Raw genomic sequence first — 16,934 nt, forward strand, 5'->3', positions numbered from 1 at the left:
GGCGGATCACTCCGTCGCGGGGACGTAGCGGCCGATGCCGACGCGGATCACGCCCTGGTAGTCGGCCGAGTATTGCTGCACGGCCAGCATGTAGCGCCCCGGCTCGACCGGGGCGGACAGCTGCGCGTTCAACGTGCCGTTCGCATCGTCGTTGAAGCCCAGCATCTCGCCCTCCGCATCGAAGAACGAGATCACCGGGTCGCTGTCGCTGACCTCATCCGCGGAGATCAGGATCAGGCCCGCCACCGGCACCTCCATGGCGACCCATGTCGCGCTGTCGCCCGACACGCGCAGATCGCGCGTCAGCTGCGGCGGCAAAAGGCCGAGATCCTCGACCGGCCATGACCCGTCCAGCGGCGGCGGCACCTCTCCGGCGGCATATTGCTCGGCCAGCATCGCGCGCGCATCGGTGCCCCCCAGCGTCAGCGTGACCGGCAGGCCGGGGTCGGACAGGGCGCGCACCCCGATGCAATAGTCCCCCGCCGGCAGCGGCGTGGCGAAATCTATGCGGCTGTCGAGGCCGTCATGATCATCGTTCTCGGCCAGAAGCGCGCCCGAGGCGTCGAAGACGTAGATATAGGGATCGGCCGCGGGGTTCTCGGCCCGCACCGTCAGGCTTTGCGCACTGCCCAGCGTGAAGCGGTAGTAGGGGGCGGCCGCGGCCGTCTCCACGGCGCGCAGCCCCTGCGCAAGCTGCGCATCGACCGGCCCCTGGCCCAGGGTGACGGCGGGGGTCGAGGGCAGGCAGGGCTGCACCCCGACGAAGGGCGCAAGCCCCTCGGTCCCCGCGAAACCGCCTGCAAGCCCCGGCGTCAGCGCCGCCATCTCGAGGCGGCTGACCTGCAGATCGGCCCGGACGCCCGCGCCGCCGAAGCCGGTCACGGCAAGGCAGTAGTCGCCCGCGGGCAGATCGGGCTCGGCCCGGCTGGCCAGCCCGCCGCCCGAATCGTCATCCACCACCACCAGCCGCCCGGTGGCGTCGAACAGCTCCAGCACCGTGTCGCCCGCGGCATCGGCAGGCGCGGCCTCGAGGCGCAGGGCCATCGGCGCGCCGAGGGTGAAGAGCGCGGCAAAGCGCGTGCCCGGCTGCACGTCGACCGCGCCGAGCGCCAGCGGCCCGCTGGCCGCCGCGATATCCGAACCGGCCCGCGTCTGGCCCAGCCACGGCGCGCCGTCGCCCACCCCGCCGCAGGAAATCCCCTGCGCGGCGGCAGGCCCGGCAAGACCTGCGAGCAGGGCGAGAACGGCGACAGGCGCGCGGGGGGCGGGGATGACGGGAACGGCGGTGGCGGGCAACGGGTTACGCATGACAATGTCCTCGGGCACAGCCCCGGCGAAAGGGGGCGTTTGCCCGCGATCCTAGACAGGCGGAGGCCCGGCTGGCCAGCGAAATGGCGCGCCGCGCCCGTGACGGGACAGCCGGCGGCGCGCGCCGCCGCGCGGAGCCTCTGGTCACGCGCCGCGCTGCCGCGCATACTGCCGACCCGATGACACGCGCCAAACCCGCCCCGCATCCCGCGATCCGCACCAGCGCCGCAGCCCAGCGTCGGCGCCTGCACATCGCGTTGTGCCTCGGGCTTTCGCTGCTGGTGCTGCTGGCCGCGCTGGCCTTTCCGCGGCTCGAACGCGCCTACCAGGCGGCCATCGGAGACCGCGACCGCGCCACGCTGGACCTTGCCACGCAGATCCTGCGCGGCGCGCTCAGCCGGACCGAGGCGCTGCCGGGCCTGCTGGCCGAGCGGCCGATCCTCGCCCAGCTTCTGCGCGACCCCGACAATTCGGGCCTCGTGCCCTTCGTCAACGAGCAGCTGCGCCAGACCGCGCTGGCGCTCGACCTGTCGGATGTCTACCTGATGGACGAGCGCGGGCTGACCATCGCCGCCTCCTCCTATCGCAGCGAGCGGTCCTTCGTCGGGCGCAGCTTCACCTACCGGCCCTATTTCACCGATGCGCTGGCCGGTGGCCTCGGGCGGTTCCACGCGCTTGGCACCACCTCGGGCGAGCGGGGCTACTTCTTCGCCGCCCCCGTCATCGACGGAACCGAGATCACCGGCGTGCTGGCGGTGAAATTCACCCTCGACGCCTTCGAGGCGACATGGGCCGACAGCGCCGCGACGATCATCGTGCAGGACAGCTCGAACGTGATCTTCATGTCAGACCGGCCCGAGTGGCATTTCCGCACCCTCGGCCCCGTCCCCGAGGTGGGGCTCGAGGCCATCGCCACCACGCGGCAATACCCGATCGCCCGTCTCACCCCCTTGCCCGCCCGCCGCACGGCGCTGGGCGACACGGGCTACGACCTGATCCGGCTGGACCCCGCCGAGGGCGGCGAGGTCTTCGTGATGCAGACCGACCTTGTCGCCGCGGCGGGCTGGCGCGTGTCGATCCTGTCGCCCGCCGCCCCGGCGCGGACGCAGGCGCTGACGGCGCTGGGCATCGCGGCGCTTGCGGCGCTGGCGCTCATGCTCACCGCCGCGGCGATCTGGCAGCGGCGCATCCGGCTGGTCGAACGCCTTACCCGGCAGCAAGAGGACCAGGCCCGGCTCGAGGCGCGGGTGCGCGAGCGCACGCGCGACCTGGACACCGCCAACGCGCAACTGCGCGCCGAGGTCGAGGAGCGCGCTCGCACGGAAGGACAGCTGCGCAAGACCCAGGCCGAGCTGGTGCAGGCGGGCAAGCTCGCCGCGCTCGGCCAGATGTCGGCCGCGCTCAGTCACGAGTTCAACCAGCCGCTCGCCGCCGTGAAGGCCTATGCCGACAATGCCGAGGCGTTTCTCGGGCTTGGCCGCACCGAGGAGGCGGGCGAGAACATCCGCCTGATCTCGGGCATGGCCGACCGGATGGCGTCGATCTCCAAGCACCTGCGCAACTTCGCCCGCCGCCCGATGGACCGCACCGGGCCGGTGCCGATGCTGGCCGTGGTTCAGGATGCGCTGGAGCTGATGCGCCCGCGGCTTCAGGGCGCGCGCGCGCAGCTGGACTACACCCCGCCCGAGGGCGAGATCTGGGTCACCGGCGGGCGCGTGCGGCTGCAACAGGTGATCGTGAACCTGATCGGCAACGCGCTGGACGCGATGGAAGGCCGCGACGCGCCCGAGATCGCGCTGGCGCTTGAGACCGAGGGGGCGCGCTGCCGCCTGTCGGTGCGCGACCGCGGCCCCGGCCTCAGCGAAGAGGCGCTGGCGCAGGCCTTTGACCCGTTCTTCACCACCAAGGCCCCCGGACAGGGACTGGGGCTTGGCCTGTCGATCTCCTACAACATCGTGCGCGACTTCAACGGCCGCCTGACCGCCGCGAACCACGACAGTGGCGGCGCGATCTTCACGGTCGAGCTGGACCTGACCGATCCCCCCACCGAGATGGCCGCCGAATGACCGCCCCCGCCCACGCCCCTGCCACGGCCCCTGCCAAGGCCCCCGCCCCCGTCCTCTTCGTCGATGACGAGGCCGCGCTGCGCCATGCCGCGACACAGGCGCTGATGCTCGCCGGGCTCGAGGTCATCGCCTGCGCCAGCGCGTCCGAGGCGCTGGCCCATCTCGGCGGCGACTTTCCCGGCATCCTTGTCACCGACATCCGCATGCCCGGCATGGACGGTCTCGGCCTGATGGCCGAAGCCCTGTCGCGCGACCCGGAACTGCCCGTGATCCTGATCACCGGGCATGGCGACGTGGACCTTGCCGTGCAGTCGATGCGCGACGGGGCCTATGATTTCCTCGAGAAACCCTATGCCCCCGCCCGGCTGGTCGAGGCGGTGGGCCGCGCGCAGGAAAAGCGCCGCCTGACGCTCGAGAACCGCCGCCTGCGGGCGGGCACGGTCGCGCCGGGCGACGACCCGATCGGCGCGCGGCTTCTGGGCCGCTCCGAGGTGATGACCGGGTTGCGGGCGCAGTTGCGCGCCGTGGCCGGGACCGATGCCGACCTCTTGATCGAGGGCGAGACCGGCACCGGCAAGGAGGTCGCCGCGCGCGCGCTTCACGCGGCCTCGGCCCGGGCCGAACGGCCCTTCGTCGCGGTCAATTGCGCGGCCCTTCCCGCCGAGCTGATCGAGAGCGAGCTGTTCGGCCACGAGGCGGGCGCCTTTCCCGGTGCCACCCGCGCTCGCTACGGCAAGTTCGAACATGCCCGCGGCGGCACGCTGTTCCTCGACGAGATCGACAGCCTGCCGATGGGGCTGCAGGCCAAGCTCTTGCACGTGATCGAGGAACGCGCGGTCACGCGGCTTGGCTCGAACGACGCGGTCGCGCTCGATTTGCGCGTCGTCGCGGCCTCCAAGCGCGACCTTACGGCCGCCGCCGCCGAAGGCACGTTTCGCCCCGACCTGCTCTACCGGTTGAACGTGGTCACCCTGCGCCTGCCGCCGCTCTCGGCGCGGTCCGAGGATATCCCGATGCTGTTCCTCGCCCTGCTCGAGGCCGCCGCGCGGCGCGCGGGCCGCCCCGTGCCCGAGGTGCCGGGCGCGGTCCTGTCGCGGCTCGCGGCGCGCAACTGGCCCGGCAACGTGCGCGAGCTGCGCAACGCCGCCGAGCGGATGGCGCTGGGCCTCGAGGCGGGCAGCGCACCCACCCCCACGCCCGAGGCCGCCGCAAGCGGCACGCTGGCCGACAGCATGGCCGCCCATGAAAAGGCCCTGATCGCCGCGACGCTCGCGGCCCATGGCGGCAGCCTCAAGGCGAGCTACGAGGCGCTCGGCCTCAGCCGCAAGGCGCTTTACGAGAAGATGCAGAAACACGGCCTGAATCGCGACGCCTTCCGCGAAGAGTGACTCGCGCCCGCCCCGTTCCGGTCCAGTGCCGGCCCCTTTCCAATCCAGTGCCGGCCCCGTGCCGGCCCATGTGTCGAAACCGGAACATGCCGCGGGCCGCTTTGGGTCGGTTTCCACCCATCGCCCGCGAATAAACCCTTCCTGTTAGCGCAAACCGGCCATGCAGTGCTTGCATGGCGGGGTTTCGCGCCGCACAGACCTGCTCCAAGCGGCCCGGAGGGAGCCGGGCGCTTATCTTTCAACAGGGAGAGACCAATGACCTTTACCCGTATCGCTGCCTTTGCTGCGACCACCGCGCTGACCGCAACCGCGGCCTTCGCCGACGCCCATGCCGACCGCACCGGCTGGCCGGAAAGCTTCACCGTCGGCACCGGTTCGCAGGGCGGCACCTATTTCGGCTACGGCTCCGGCTGGGCCGGCATCGTGTCCGAGGTTCTCGGCGTCTCGGGCGGCGCGGAAGTCACCGGCGGCCCGATGCAGAACATGGCGCTGGTCCACACCGGCGAACTGCCCTTCGGCATGACCACCATGGGCCCCGCCGCCGAATCGATCAACGGCACCAACCCGATCGCGCCCGGCCTGCAGATGACCAACGCCTGCGCGATGTTCCCGATGTACCAGACGCCCTTCTCGATCACGGCACTGGCCTCCTCGGGCATCACCTCGGTCGCCGAGATCCCGGCCGGCGCGCGCATCGGCTTCGGCCCCGCGGGTTCCACCTCGGACACCTACTTCCCGCAGATGATGGAAACCCTCGGCGTCGAGTTCGAGCGCCGCAACGGCGGCTGGTCCGACCTCGGCGGTCAGCTGCAGGACGGCCTTCTGGACGTGATCGCCTTCGCGGCCGGCGTGCCGGTTCCGGCGGTGTCGCAGCTCGAGGTGCAGACCGAGATCAACATCATCGAGTTCACCGAGGAAGAGCAGGCCCAGATCATCGAGGCCTTCCCCGTCGCGGGCTTCGACATCGCAGCCAACACCTACACCACGCTCGAGGCCCCGGCCCGCTCGGTGTCGATGTGGAACTTCGCCATCGCCAACTGCGACCTGCCCGAAAGCTTCGTCTACGCGGTCGTCGACGCAGTGATGTCGGACAACGAGCGCATGGTGAACACCCACCGCGCCGCCGCCTCGACCCTGCCCGAGTTCTGGGACCGCAACACGGTCATGATGTGGCACCCCGGTGCGGCCCGCTGGTTCGAAGAGAACGCCGGTGCCGACATCGCGGACGACATGATCCACGGCGCGATGTGATCGCCCGCAAGGCACACTGACAGGATGCGCCCGCAGCGTGGCGCATCCGACCTGACCGGGGCCGTGCCCGAAACCGCCGGGCGCGGCCCTTTTTCCAAGCGAGACATGACCGGAACGGCGCATTCGGCCGCGGGGGACTGATCCAATGAACACCGAAGACAAGAAGCCGGACGCCACGACCGAGGACGGCCCGCTGGGCGTCGTGGTCGCGGAAGGCGTCGACGAGGAACCGGTCGAGGCCAACCGCCGTCTCTTCACCGGCACGTCCTATATCGTGATCGCCACGATCTCGACGCTCTACGCCATGTTCCACATGCTCGCGCTGAACGGCGTGTCACTTTCGGACTGGACCGGGATCGAGCTGGCCTTCCTGCCGCAGTTCCCGATGGAGACCTGGAACTTCCGCATCGTCCATATCTCGGGCGCGCTGGCGCTGGGATACCTTCTGTTCTCGGCCCATGCGTTTTCCGATGACGCGCCCGCGCGCTCCGGCAACCGGATCGTGACGCTGCTCGCGGGCCTGCTGGCGATCCCCGCGCTTGTCGCGGGGGCCACGGCCATCGGCTTTCTCAACATGATCAACTCGGGCGAGCTGCCGCAGATGGGCGGGCTGACCACATGGGCCGCCTTCCCCGGCACCGAGATCTACCAGACCGAGGTGCGCTGGTTCGGCATCCCGCTCCTGATCGCCACGCTGGGCGCCATCGTCACCGGCTGGTTCGAGCGCCGCGACCGCGGGCAGTTCACTGCCTCCGACATCGTTCTGGCGCTCTCGGCCATCGTGCTGGCGATCTACCTCGTGGCGATCTACGGCACCGCCGCGCGCAACTCGGTCGGCACGCCCTTCGTGCCCATCGGCGTGGCCTTCGCGGCCACCGCGGGCTCTGCGCTGATCCTTGAGCTCACGCGCCGCGTCGCGGGCCTGGCGCTTGTCATCATCACCGGCTTCTTTCTCGCCTACACCTTCACCGCGCACCTGCTGCCCGGCATCCTCGCCGTGCAATCCTCCTTCACCTGGCAGCGCTTCTTCGGCTTCGTCTATACCGACGCGGGCATCCTGGGGCCGACCACGGCGGTCTCCTCGACCTACATCATCCTCTTCATCATCTTCGCGGCCTTCCTGCAGGCCTCCAAGGTGGGCGACTATTTCGTCAACTTCGCCTTCGCCGCCGCAGGGCGCGCGCGCGGGGGACCGGCCAAGGTGGCGATCTTCGCCTCGGGTCTCATGGGCATGATCAACGGCACCTCGGCGGGCAACGTGGTCGCTACCGGCTCGCTGACGATCCCGCTGATGAAAAAGGTCGGCTACCAGCGCAAGACCGCCGGCGCGATCGAGGCCGCGGCCTCGACCGGCGGGCAGATCATGCCGCCGATCATGGGCGCGGGCGCCTTCATCATGGCCGAGATCACCGGCATCCCCTACCAGGAGATCGCCATCGCCGCGATCATCCCGGCGATCCTCTACTTCGCCTCGATCTACTTCATGGTCGATTTCGAAGCGGCCAAGCTCAACATGCGCGGCATGCGCGAGGACGAGCTGCCGAAACTCGCGGCCCTGCTCAAGCAGATCTACCTCTTCGTGCCGATCATCATCCTGATCGTGGCGCTCTTCCTCGGCTACTCGGTGATCCGGGCGGGAACGCTCGCCACCGTGGCCGCGGCGGTGATCTCGTGGATGCCGGTCCTGATGATCCGCCTTTTCCCGGGAAGCCTGCCCGAGGCGGCGGTCGCGGGCATGGGGCCGCGCTCGATCCTCAAGGCGTTCGAGCTGGCAGGCGTCATGTCGATCCAGATCATCGCGGTCTGCGCCTGCGCGGGCATCATCGTGGGGGTCATCTCGCTCACCGGTGTCGGCGCGCGCTTCTCGGCGGTGCTGCTGGACCTCGCGGGGGTCAGCCAGCTGATCGCGCTGTTCTTCGCCATGTGCATCGCCATCCTGCTCGGCATGGGCATGCCCACCACGGCGGCCTACGCGGTGGCGGCAAGCGTGGTGGCGCCGGGCCTGATCCAGCTGGGCATCCCGACGCTGACCGCGCATTTCTTCGTCTTCTACTTCGCCGTCGTCTCGGCCATCACGCCCCCCGTGGCGCTCGCCAGCTACGCCGCGGCGGGCATCTCGGGCGCAAACCCGATGGAGACCTCGGTCGCCTCCTTCAAGATCGGGCTCGCGGCCTTCATCGTGCCCTTCATGTTCTTCTACAACTCCGCGCTGCTGATGGACGGCACCTGGGTCGAGGTGATCCGCGCCGGCCTGACCGCAACCTTCGGTGTGTTCCTGCTCTCGGCGGGCGTGCAGGGCTGGTTCATGGGCGCGCGCAGCGCCTGGTTCCTGCGCGCGGGCCTGGTGGTGGCGGCGCTCTTCATGATCGAGGGCGGGCTTTTCACCGACCTGGTCGGTCTCGGCGCAGCAGTGGGCATCTACTTCATCCAGAGGCTCTTCCACCCCCGCCCCGACGCCACCATCCCGGTGCGCGGCGCGGACTGACGACAAGACCCGGTGGCGCGTTAACCCCGCATCAAGGTTAACGCGCCACCGCCCCCCCTTCACCTTTCCCCAAATACGGAATCCCACGCTGGCCCGACACGCGGCGGCATGGCATGAAGCCCCCCATGCAGCGCCTGTCCCAATCCCCTACCGATCCCGCCTTCGTGCAGGACCCCTCCCCGTTCTACAGCCGCGCCCGCGCCGCAGGCCCGCTGGTCTGGTGGGACGACTACGCCATGCCGATGGCCACCACGCACGCGGCCGTCAACACGCTCCTGCGCGACCGCCGCTTCGGGCGCGAGCCGATCGAGCAGCCCGACATCCCCGACCACCTGCGCCCCTTCTACGCGGTCGAGGCGCATTCCATGCTGGAACTGGAACCGCCCCGCCACACGCGGCTGCGCGGTCTCGTGCTGCGCGCCTTCACCTCGCGCCGGATCGCGGCGCTGGCCCCCGAGATCGCCGCCCTCTCGCGCGAGCTCGCCGTCCGCATCGCCCCCGGCGAAACCGACCTGCTCGAGGCCTATTGCCGCCCGATCCCGGTCATCGTCATCGCCCGCCTGCTCGGCGTCCCCGAAGAGATGGCCCCAGACCTGCTGCGCTGGTCCAACGCCATGGTGCAGATGTACCAGGCCCGCCGCACGCGGCAGGAGGAGGAGGAGGCCGCCAGCGCCGCGCGCGACTTCGCCGCGTTCATGCGCGACTACGTCGAGCGCCGCCGCACCGACCCGCGCGACGACCTGATCACCGCCCTGATCGCCGCCGAGGAGGCGGGCGAGAAGCTGACCACGGACGAGCTGATCACCACCTGCATCCTGCTGCTGAACGCGGGCCACGAGGCGACGGTTCACACCATGGGCAACGGCATCAAGCTCTGTCTCGAGACCGGCGCACGCCCCGGCCCCGACCCCGCGGCCATGGTCGAGGAAGTGCTCCGCTTCGACCCGCCCCTGCACCTCTTCACCCGCACCGCCTACGAGGAGGTGACGCTCTTCGGCCATACCTTCCGCCGCGGCGACACGGTGGGGCTGCTGCTCGCCTCCGCCGGGCGGGACGACAGCGTCTATGACGAGGCCGAGGCCTTCCGCCCCGCGCGCGGCGACGGGCCCGCGAACCTCGCCTTCGGGGCGGGGCTGCATTTCTGCGTTGGCGCGCCGCTGGCGCGGCTCGAATTGCAGGTCGCGCTGCCGATCCTCTTCGAGACCCATCCGCAGCTGCGCCTGGCAGAGAAACCCCGCTACGCGAATATCTATCATTTCCATGGGCTTGAACGGCTGATGGTCACGATCTGACGCTGGACAGACACGCAGGGCCGCGCTAGCGTCGTGTCAACCTTTCAGACCGGGGGAGCGCGGATGCGCCCGTTCGTCGCCTTGGTGATCGCCACGCTCGCGCTCTCGGCCTGCGCGGACACCACCGTCTATTACGCCGAGGGGGTCGATCTGCCGACCCGCGCCGCCGATCTGGCGCAATGCGACGCGCAAGCCTTGCGCGAATATCCGGTCCGTGCCGAGCGGCGCTTCACCCCGCGGATCTACGTGCCCGCGCAGACCACCTGCGACGCCGAGGGCACCTGCACCACCAAGCCGGGCTATTTCGAAGGCGGCGAACCCTACACGGTCGACGCCAATGCCGAAATCCGCCGCACCGCGGCCCGCGGCTGCATGGGCGAGCGCGGCTATGCCCGCGTCGGCCTGCCCTTCTGCGAGCCCGAGACGCGCATCCGCCCCAGCCTCGTCATGGCGCCGCTGTCCGAGGGGACCTGCCTCTACCGTCCCGCGGCAGGCGGGCAGCCGATGGTGGTCAACCCGATCTGACACGCCCGGCCCGCGCCTGAGTAGCGGCTACTCCTCCTCATCGGCCTGCGCCAGTCGTGCGCCCGATTTGGACGAGGTCACCACGCCCAGCGACTTCAGCTTGCGGTGCAGCGCGCTGCGCTCCATGCCGACGAAACTGGCCGTGCGGCTGATGTTGCCGCCGAAGCGGTTGATCTGCGACATCAGGTATTGCCGTTCGAACAGCTCGCGCGCCTCGCGCAGCGGCAGCGTGGTCAGTCGCGCCGAGAGCGCGATGCCGTCTTCGTCCTCGCCCGTGGGCTCGGCCTGACCCGGCAGGTCGACCGCCTCGATCGGGCCGGTGCCCTCGCCCAGGATCAGGACCCGTTCGATCACGTTCCTCAGCTGGCGCACGTTGCCCGGCCAGCGCATCGTCTGCAGGATCGCCGCGGCATCCTCGCCGATCTCGCGCAGGGGCAGACCCTGCTCGCGGTTGAACTCGGCGATGAAATGGCGCGCCAGCTCGGGGATGTCGTCGCGCCGATCCTCGAGGCTCGGCACCTCGATTGGCACCACGTTCAGCCGGTGGAACAGCTCCTCGCGGAAGCGGCCCGCCTCGATCTCGGCGGACAAATCGCGGGAGGTCGAGGACACCACCCGCAGATCGACGCGCACCTTGGCGGTGCCGCCGACGCGGGTGAAGCTCTGGTCCACCAGCACGCGCAGGATCTTGGATTGCGTGCCCAGCGGCATGTCCGCGACCTCGTCGAAATAGACGACACCGCCATGCGCCTGCTCCAGCAGGCCCTGCTCCACCCCGCGTTCGGGGCTTTCGCGGCCGAACAGCTGCACCTCCATCTCGTCGGGCTGGATCGACGCGGAGGAGACGACGACAAAGGGCGCATCGGCCCGGTTCGACTGGGCATGGATGTAGCGCGCCGCCACCTCCTTGCCCGAGCCGGGGCCGCCGGTCAGCATCACGCGGCCGTTCGACTTCGTCACCTTGTCGAGCTGCGATTTCATCATGCGGAACGCCACGCCATTGCCGACCATCTCGGCCTCGCGCAGGTCCTGCCGGCGCAGCGCGGCGTTCTCGCGGCGCAGGCGCGACGCCTCCATCGCGCGGCGGATCACGACGAGCAGCTGGTCGATGTTGAAGGGCTTCTCGATGAAGTCGTAAGCGCCCTGCTTGATCGCGGCGACCGCGATCTCGATGTTGCCGTGCCCGGAAATGATGACGACCGGCACCTCGGGGTTGTCGCGCTTGACATGGGACAGGATGTCGATCCCGTCCATGTTGCTGTCCTTGAGCCAGATATCGAGGATCATCAGCCCCGGCGCGCCCCGGTTCAACTCGGCCATGCACTCGTCCGAGCTTCCGGCCATGCGCGTGCTGTAGCCCTCGTCCTGCAGGATGTCGCAGATCAGTTCCCGGATATCGCGCTCGTCGTCGACGACAAGGATGTCGCTCATTCTTCTTCCCCGTTTGACAAGATCGGCAGGGTGATCCGCGCCATCGCCCCGCGATGCGCGCCGTCCTCGAACGGCTCGGCATCGACAAGCTCAAGCGTCCCGCCATGTTCCTCGATAATCTTCTTCACGATCGGCAATCCCAGCCCCGTGCCCTTGTCGCGGGTGGTGACGTAGGGCTCGAACAGCCGCGCCCGGTCGGCGGGCAGGCCGATGCCATTGTCCGCGATGGTGATGACCGCCATCCCCTCGGCCAGGCTCAGGGCCCCGCGCAGCTGCGGCACATGCCCGTCAGGCGCGCCTTTTTCCTGCAAGCTTTCAATGGCTTCGCCGCCGTTCTTCAACAAGTTCGTCAAGGCCTGCCCGATCATGGTCGCGTCCAGTTCGGCCATCACGGGCGTCTCGGGGATGTCGAAAGCGAAGCGCACGCCGGGCTGGCCCGCGCTCTGCAAGGTCACCGCGTCGCGCATCAGCTGCGCAAGGTTCTCGACCCGCGTCTCGGGCTCGGGCATGCGGGCGAATTTCGAGAACTCGTCGACGATCCGGCGCAGGTCATTGGTCTGGCGCACGATGATGCCGGTCAGCTCTTCAAGCTTTGCCTTCTCTTCGCCCTCCAACGCCTTGGAGTAGCGCCGGTTTATCCGCTCCGCCGACAGCTGGATCGGGGTCAGCGGGTTCTTGATCTCATGCGCGATGCGCCGCGCGACATCGCCCCAGGCGGCCATCCTTTGCGCGCTGACCAGCTGGGTCACGTCGTCGAAGGCGACCACGTAGCCCTCGAGCCGCCCGTCCGCGTTGCGCCGCGTGGCCATGCGCACCAGCAGGCTTTCCTGCTTGCCGCCGCGGGTGAGCTTGATTTCCTCCTGCACCGCCTCGGCGGTGGATTTCTGCAGCCGCTCGAAGAGCGCCGCGAACTCCGGCACGCAGGCCTGCAGGCTCAGGCCGCTGTCGCGCTGCTCGACCAGCTGCAGGAGCCGCAGCGCCGAGCGGTTCATGAAATCGACGCGCCCGCCCTCGTTCAGCCCGATCACCCCCGCGGTGACCGAGGAGAGCACGCTGTCGAACAGCCGCCGCCGCGCCTCGGTCGCGTCGTTCTGCTCGATCAACGCGTCGCGCTGGCCCTTGAGCTGCCGGGTCATCTGGTTGAACAGCCGCCCCAGCATGGCGATCTCGTCGTCGCTGCGCTCCTCTGGCACGCGCACCTCGAGGTCGCCCGTGCCCACCCGCTGCGCGGCGCCGGCCAGCTGCCCGACCGGGCGCGACAGGCGTTCGGCGAACCACAGGCCCAGCCAGATCGCGGCCAGAACCATGATCAACGCGAAGCCGAGGTAGAGCAGCCCGAACTCGAACAGCACCCGGCCCCGGTCGGCCTCGAGCTGGCGATACAGCTGCACGGTCTGCTGCGTCTCGTCGAGCAGCGCAAGGATGTCGCCATCCACCTCGCGGCTGACATAGAGATAGCGGTCGGGAAAGGCGGTCAGCCGCACCAGGGCGCGAAACTCGTTCTGGGCGCGATCCTCGAGCAGGACCAGCTCGCCCTCGGCGGCGCGGGCCAGCTCTTCGGCGGCGGGACGTTCGTAATCGAACAGGTAGCTCGACTCGCCGCGCGCGCGGATCTCGCCGCCCCCGTCGATGACGAAGGCCTCCTCCAGCCCGCGCTGGATGCGCGATTGCCCCTGGCTGAGGATCTGGCGCAGGTCGCCATCGCTCAGCAACACCGAGGCGCGGCGGTTGAGGTTCAGGAAATTGGCCAGCGCCACCGTGTCGGTCGACAGGTCGTCGCGGTGTTCCTGGCTGTAGGCGGTCGCGGCATCCACCGAGTTGCCGAGCGCGCTCGACACCCGGTCCGAGAACCAGCCCTCGAGCCCCATGTTCACCGTGATCGTGGCGAAGACCGCGACAAGGATCGTGGGCACCAGCGCCACGATGGTGAAGACGCCCGTCAGCCGCAGATGCAGCCGCGACCCCGCCGAGCGCGCGCGCCGCGAGGCCACGATCCGCGCCACCTCGCGCAGCACCAGCGCCGCCACCACAAGGATATAGACCAGATCCGCCAGCAGGATCAGCCGCAGGCCCGGCGCATCGGCAAGATCGGCCAGCGGGCCGAGCACGAGAAAGGTCAGAAGCGCCAGCACCGGCCCCAGCAGGACAAGGCCAAGCGTCGCCGCGCTGCGCACGTTCGGATCGTCCTTCACCCGCCAGACCCTGTCGAGCGGTCCGGCGACCTGCCTGTCCGCGGGATCGTCCACGGGCTGCCCCCCAACTGGTGCGTGCTGCGGTGCGGGTTGTCTCCCGCATGCCACGCTACTGTTGCGGTTTTACATCAACTTTCGCCGACGAGTCACGCGGATATCGAGATCGGTGATCTTTTTTCGCAAGGTATTGCGGTTGATGCCCAAGAGGTCGGCACATTTGGCCTGGTTGCCGCCGGTGGCCTCGAGCGCGATCTCGATCAGCGGTGTCTCCACCTCGCGCAGGATGCGGTTATACAGCCCCGCGGGCGGAAGGACGCCGCCATGCAGGTCGAAGTAGCGCCGCAAATGCTTGCCGACCGAGGCCGAGAGCTTGTCGCCCTCGCCCACGCCCATCAAGGGCTCGATCGCGGGCTGGTTGCCCAGAACGGCCTCGACCTCGGGCTTGGAGATTTCCTCGGACTGGCTGGTCACCGTCAGCCGCTTGATGGTGTTCTCCAGCTGGCGCACGTTTCCGGGCCAGGAATAGGCCCGCACAAGGTCCAACGCATCGGGCGCGAAGCGGCGCAGCGCCACCCCGTCGCGTTCCACCCGCGCCAGGAAATGCGCCGCCAGAAGCGGGATGTCGTCGACCCGCTCGCGCAGGGCCGGCACGCTGATCGTCACGCCACCCAGCCGATAGAACAGGTCCTGCCGGAACAGGCCCGCCTCCATCTTCTCCATCAGGTCCTTCTGGCTCGTGGCCATGACCCGCGGCGCGGCATCGCCGAAGGCGTCGAGCATGCGCACGATCTTGGCCTGCGCCTCCTCGCTGAAGTCACCGACCTCGTCGAACAGGATCGAGCCCGACTTCGCCCGCGCCACGATGGCCGAGGGGCCGTCCATCCCCTCGAGGTCGCTGGCCGCGGCCACCACGAAGGGCAGCGTGCGCCGGTCCGAGAAATCGTGGATCGCGCGGGCGATCAGCGATTTGCCGGTGCCGCTTTCACCGGTGATCAGCACCGGCAGGTCGGTGTTCATCACGCGGGCGACCAGCCGGTAGAGCGCCTGCATCGCGGCGGTGCGCCCGACCAGCGGCAGGTCCTCCTGCGCCGAGCCGGGCCGCGTCACCGCGCTGTCCTCGCGCAGCGCCGCGGCGGGTTTGGCGCGCCGTTTCAGATCCAGCGCGCGGGCGGCGCGTTTCATCAGGTCGGGCAGGTCGAAGGGCTTGGGCAGGTAATCATAGGCGTCCTTCTCGGTCGCCTGGATCGCGGTCATGATCGTGTTCTGCGCCGAGATGATGATGACCGGCAGGCCGGGCCGCTTCTCGGTGATCTGCGGCAGCGTCTCGAGGCCGTTCCCGTCCGGCATCATCACGTCCGAGATGACAAGGTCGCCCTTTCCCTCCTCCACCCAGCGCATCAGCGTCATCAGGCTCGAGGTCGCATGCACCTTGCAGCCCGCGCGGGTCAGCGCCTGGGTCAGAACGGTGCGGATGGTGCGGTCGTCATCCGCGACGAGAACTGTTCCGTCCATGGGTCAGCCTTCTCCGGTTGTCTGTGCGTGTGTCGGGGCGGCTCGTCTCATTGCGCCCCCTTGGGTGCGACTGGAAGGGAGATGCGGAACACGGTGCGCCCCGGCACGCTGTCGACGGCGATCCAGCCATCGTGATCCGCGATGATCTTGCTCACCAGCGCAAGGCCGAGGCCGGTGCCGTTCTCGCGCCCCGAGACGAAGGGCTCGAACAGGTCGCGCGCGATGTCGGGCGGGATGCCGGGGCCGTCGTCGATCACCTCGACCTGCAGCGGCACCGCGGCCCCCGATCCATCCTTGCGCCGCACCTTGAGCGACAGCTCGTAGAAACTGCGCAGCCGGATCGTGCCGCCGGCCCGCCCGGCCTCGGCCGCGTTCTTCAGAAGGTTCAGGAACACCTGCTGCAACTGGTCGGGATCGGCCCAGGTGGGCGGAAGCGAGGGGTCGTAGTCATCCTCGATCTGCATGTGGGCGGCAAAGCCGATGGCCGCGGATTTGCGCGCGCGGTCCAGCACGTCGTGGATGTTGACCGCGCGCCGATCGGGCGGGCGGACATTGCCGAATTCCTCGACCTGGCCCAGCAGCTTGAGGATGCGCCGCGTCTCCTCGACGATCAGGTCTGTCAGCTCCCGATCCTCGCCGCTGGCGTTCATGCTGATCAGCTGCGCCGCCCCGGTGATGCCCGCCAGCGGGTTCTTGATCTCGTGGGCCAGCATCTCGGCCATGCCGATGGCCGATTTCGCCGCCGTCTTCGAGGACATCGCGCGGTCGAAGCGCCCGGCCAGCTCGCGGCTTTCGAGCAGCACCAGCACGTGATCGGGCTTGTCCGCAAGCGGCGCGATCTGCACGTCGCAGGAGGCGGGCTTGCGGCTGCCGGTGCCGACATCGACTGCGTTCACGAACAAGGGCGCGGCCCCGTCACGGACGCGGGCGAAAGCCTCCTCCAGCGGCGCATCGACAAAGATCTTGTCCCAGATCGGGCTGCCGTCGAGGCTTTTGCGGGAGGCGTTCAGGAACAACTCCGCCGCCGGGTTCACATCGACGATGCGGTCCTCGGCGTCGCAGATCAGCGCCGGGATCGGCAAGGACGCCCAGAGGCTCATGGTCACCTGCGTCATGCCGCATCCCTCCGGGCCGCAGGGCACAGCGCCTCGGGCAGGCGGGCCAGCACCTCGTCGGGGGCGCGCGCGGTCAGCACGGCGCGGCGCAGCGCGGCCTCGGTGCCCGCCTCGTCCATGTACCAACCCAGATGCTTGCGCGCGACGCGCAGCCCCAGGTCGCGGCCGTAGAAGCCCAGCATCGCCTCGTAATGGCGCGCCACCATCTCGGCCAGCGCGTCGCCCTCGGGCACCACCGGCGCAGGCGTGCCATGAAGCGCCGCTGCGATCTCGGCCAGCAGGTCATCCTGACCGGCGGGCAGGGGTTGCTCCACCATCTCGACGCCGAGGCGCAAGAGGTGGGGGGCGAGGTCGGAATAGACCTCGGCG

General features: G+C 69.5%; 12 protein-coding genes. 6 read left to right on the forward strand and 6 right to left on the reverse strand.

Translation table 11 applies throughout. The annotated features are described in order from the left end of the window. Positions 1-6: 6 nt before the first annotated feature. The gene (locus QQK83_RS02130; protein ID WP_284261229.1) at positions 7-1,308 is read right to left on the reverse strand and encodes a DVUA0089 family protein; all 1,302 of its coding nucleotides are present in this window, start codon (positions 1,306-1,308) and stop codon (positions 7-9) included. Between the two features lie 179 nt (positions 1,309-1,487). On the opposite strand from QQK83_RS02130, the gene QQK83_RS02135 reads away from it, so the two are divergent. The 6 genes from QQK83_RS02135 (at position 1,488) to QQK83_RS02160 (ending at position 10,315) form a co-directional block, all read left to right on the forward strand. Further along, positions 1,488-3,374: an ATP-binding protein gene (locus tag QQK83_RS02135; RefSeq protein WP_284261231.1), complete on the forward strand. Its 1,887-nt coding sequence runs from the start codon at positions 1,488-1,490 to the stop codon at positions 3,372-3,374. Continuing rightward, a complete protein-coding gene (locus QQK83_RS02140) occupies positions 3,371-4,762 on the forward strand; it encodes a sigma-54-dependent transcriptional regulator (RefSeq protein ID WP_284261233.1) in 1,392 nt (463 codons plus the stop codon). The genes QQK83_RS02135 and QQK83_RS02140 overlap by 4 nt, the downstream gene beginning before the upstream one ends. A gap of 255 nt (positions 4,763-5,017) precedes the next feature. Further along, complete coding sequence (locus QQK83_RS02145) at positions 5,018-6,013, forward strand: TAXI family TRAP transporter solute-binding subunit (RefSeq protein ID WP_284261235.1); 996 nt, start codon at positions 5,018-5,020, stop codon at positions 6,011-6,013. 145 nt (positions 6,014-6,158) lie between these two features. After that, positions 6,159-8,498, forward strand: a complete 2,340-nt coding sequence (locus tag QQK83_RS02150) for a TRAP transporter permease (protein WP_284261236.1) — start codon at positions 6,159-6,161, stop codon at positions 8,496-8,498. Between the two features lie 125 nt (positions 8,499-8,623). Then, the gene (locus QQK83_RS02155; protein WP_284261237.1) at positions 8,624-9,790 is read left to right on the forward strand and encodes a cytochrome P450; all 1,167 of its coding nucleotides are present in this window, start codon (positions 8,624-8,626) and stop codon (positions 9,788-9,790) included. Between the two features lie 63 nt (positions 9,791-9,853). Further along, the gene (locus QQK83_RS02160) at positions 9,854-10,315 is read left to right on the forward strand and encodes a hypothetical protein (RefSeq protein WP_284261238.1); all 462 of its coding nucleotides are present in this window, start codon (positions 9,854-9,856) and stop codon (positions 10,313-10,315) included. Between the two features lie 27 nt (positions 10,316-10,342). Here QQK83_RS02160 and ntrX read toward each other — a convergent pair whose 3' ends face one another. From ntrX to QQK83_RS02185, 5 genes are all read right to left on the reverse strand, one after another. Next, the gene (gene ntrX, locus QQK83_RS02165; protein WP_284261239.1) at positions 10,343-11,746 is read right to left on the reverse strand and encodes a nitrogen assimilation response regulator NtrX; all 1,404 of its coding nucleotides are present in this window, start codon (positions 11,744-11,746) and stop codon (positions 10,343-10,345) included. Further along, entirely contained in the window at positions 11,743-13,992 is a 2,250-nt protein-coding gene (locus tag QQK83_RS02170; RefSeq protein WP_417750327.1) for a sensor histidine kinase NtrY-like, read from the reverse strand. The genes ntrX and QQK83_RS02170 overlap by 4 nt, the downstream gene beginning before the upstream one ends. Before the next feature lie 69 nt (positions 13,993-14,061). Next, the gene (locus tag QQK83_RS02175) at positions 14,062-15,450 is read right to left on the reverse strand and encodes a response regulator (RefSeq protein WP_284261241.1); all 1,389 of its coding nucleotides are present in this window, start codon (positions 15,448-15,450) and stop codon (positions 14,062-14,064) included. A 47-nt stretch (positions 15,451-15,497) separates the two neighbouring features. Continuing rightward, on the reverse strand, positions 15,498-16,565 hold the full coding sequence (locus QQK83_RS02180) for a two-component system sensor histidine kinase NtrB (RefSeq protein WP_284261243.1): 1,068 nt from the start codon (positions 16,563-16,565) through the stop codon (positions 15,498-15,500). Further along, on the reverse strand, positions 16,562-16,934 hold a 373-nt coding region (locus QQK83_RS02185), incomplete at its 5' end, for a tRNA-dihydrouridine synthase (RefSeq protein WP_284261244.1). The genes QQK83_RS02180 and QQK83_RS02185, both read right to left, overlap by 4 nt.

Source organism: Roseicyclus amphidinii (assembly GCF_030163755.1).
In the GTDB taxonomy this organism is placed as follows: domain Bacteria; phylum Pseudomonadota; class Alphaproteobacteria; order Rhodobacterales; family Rhodobacteraceae; genus Roseicyclus; species Roseicyclus amphidinii.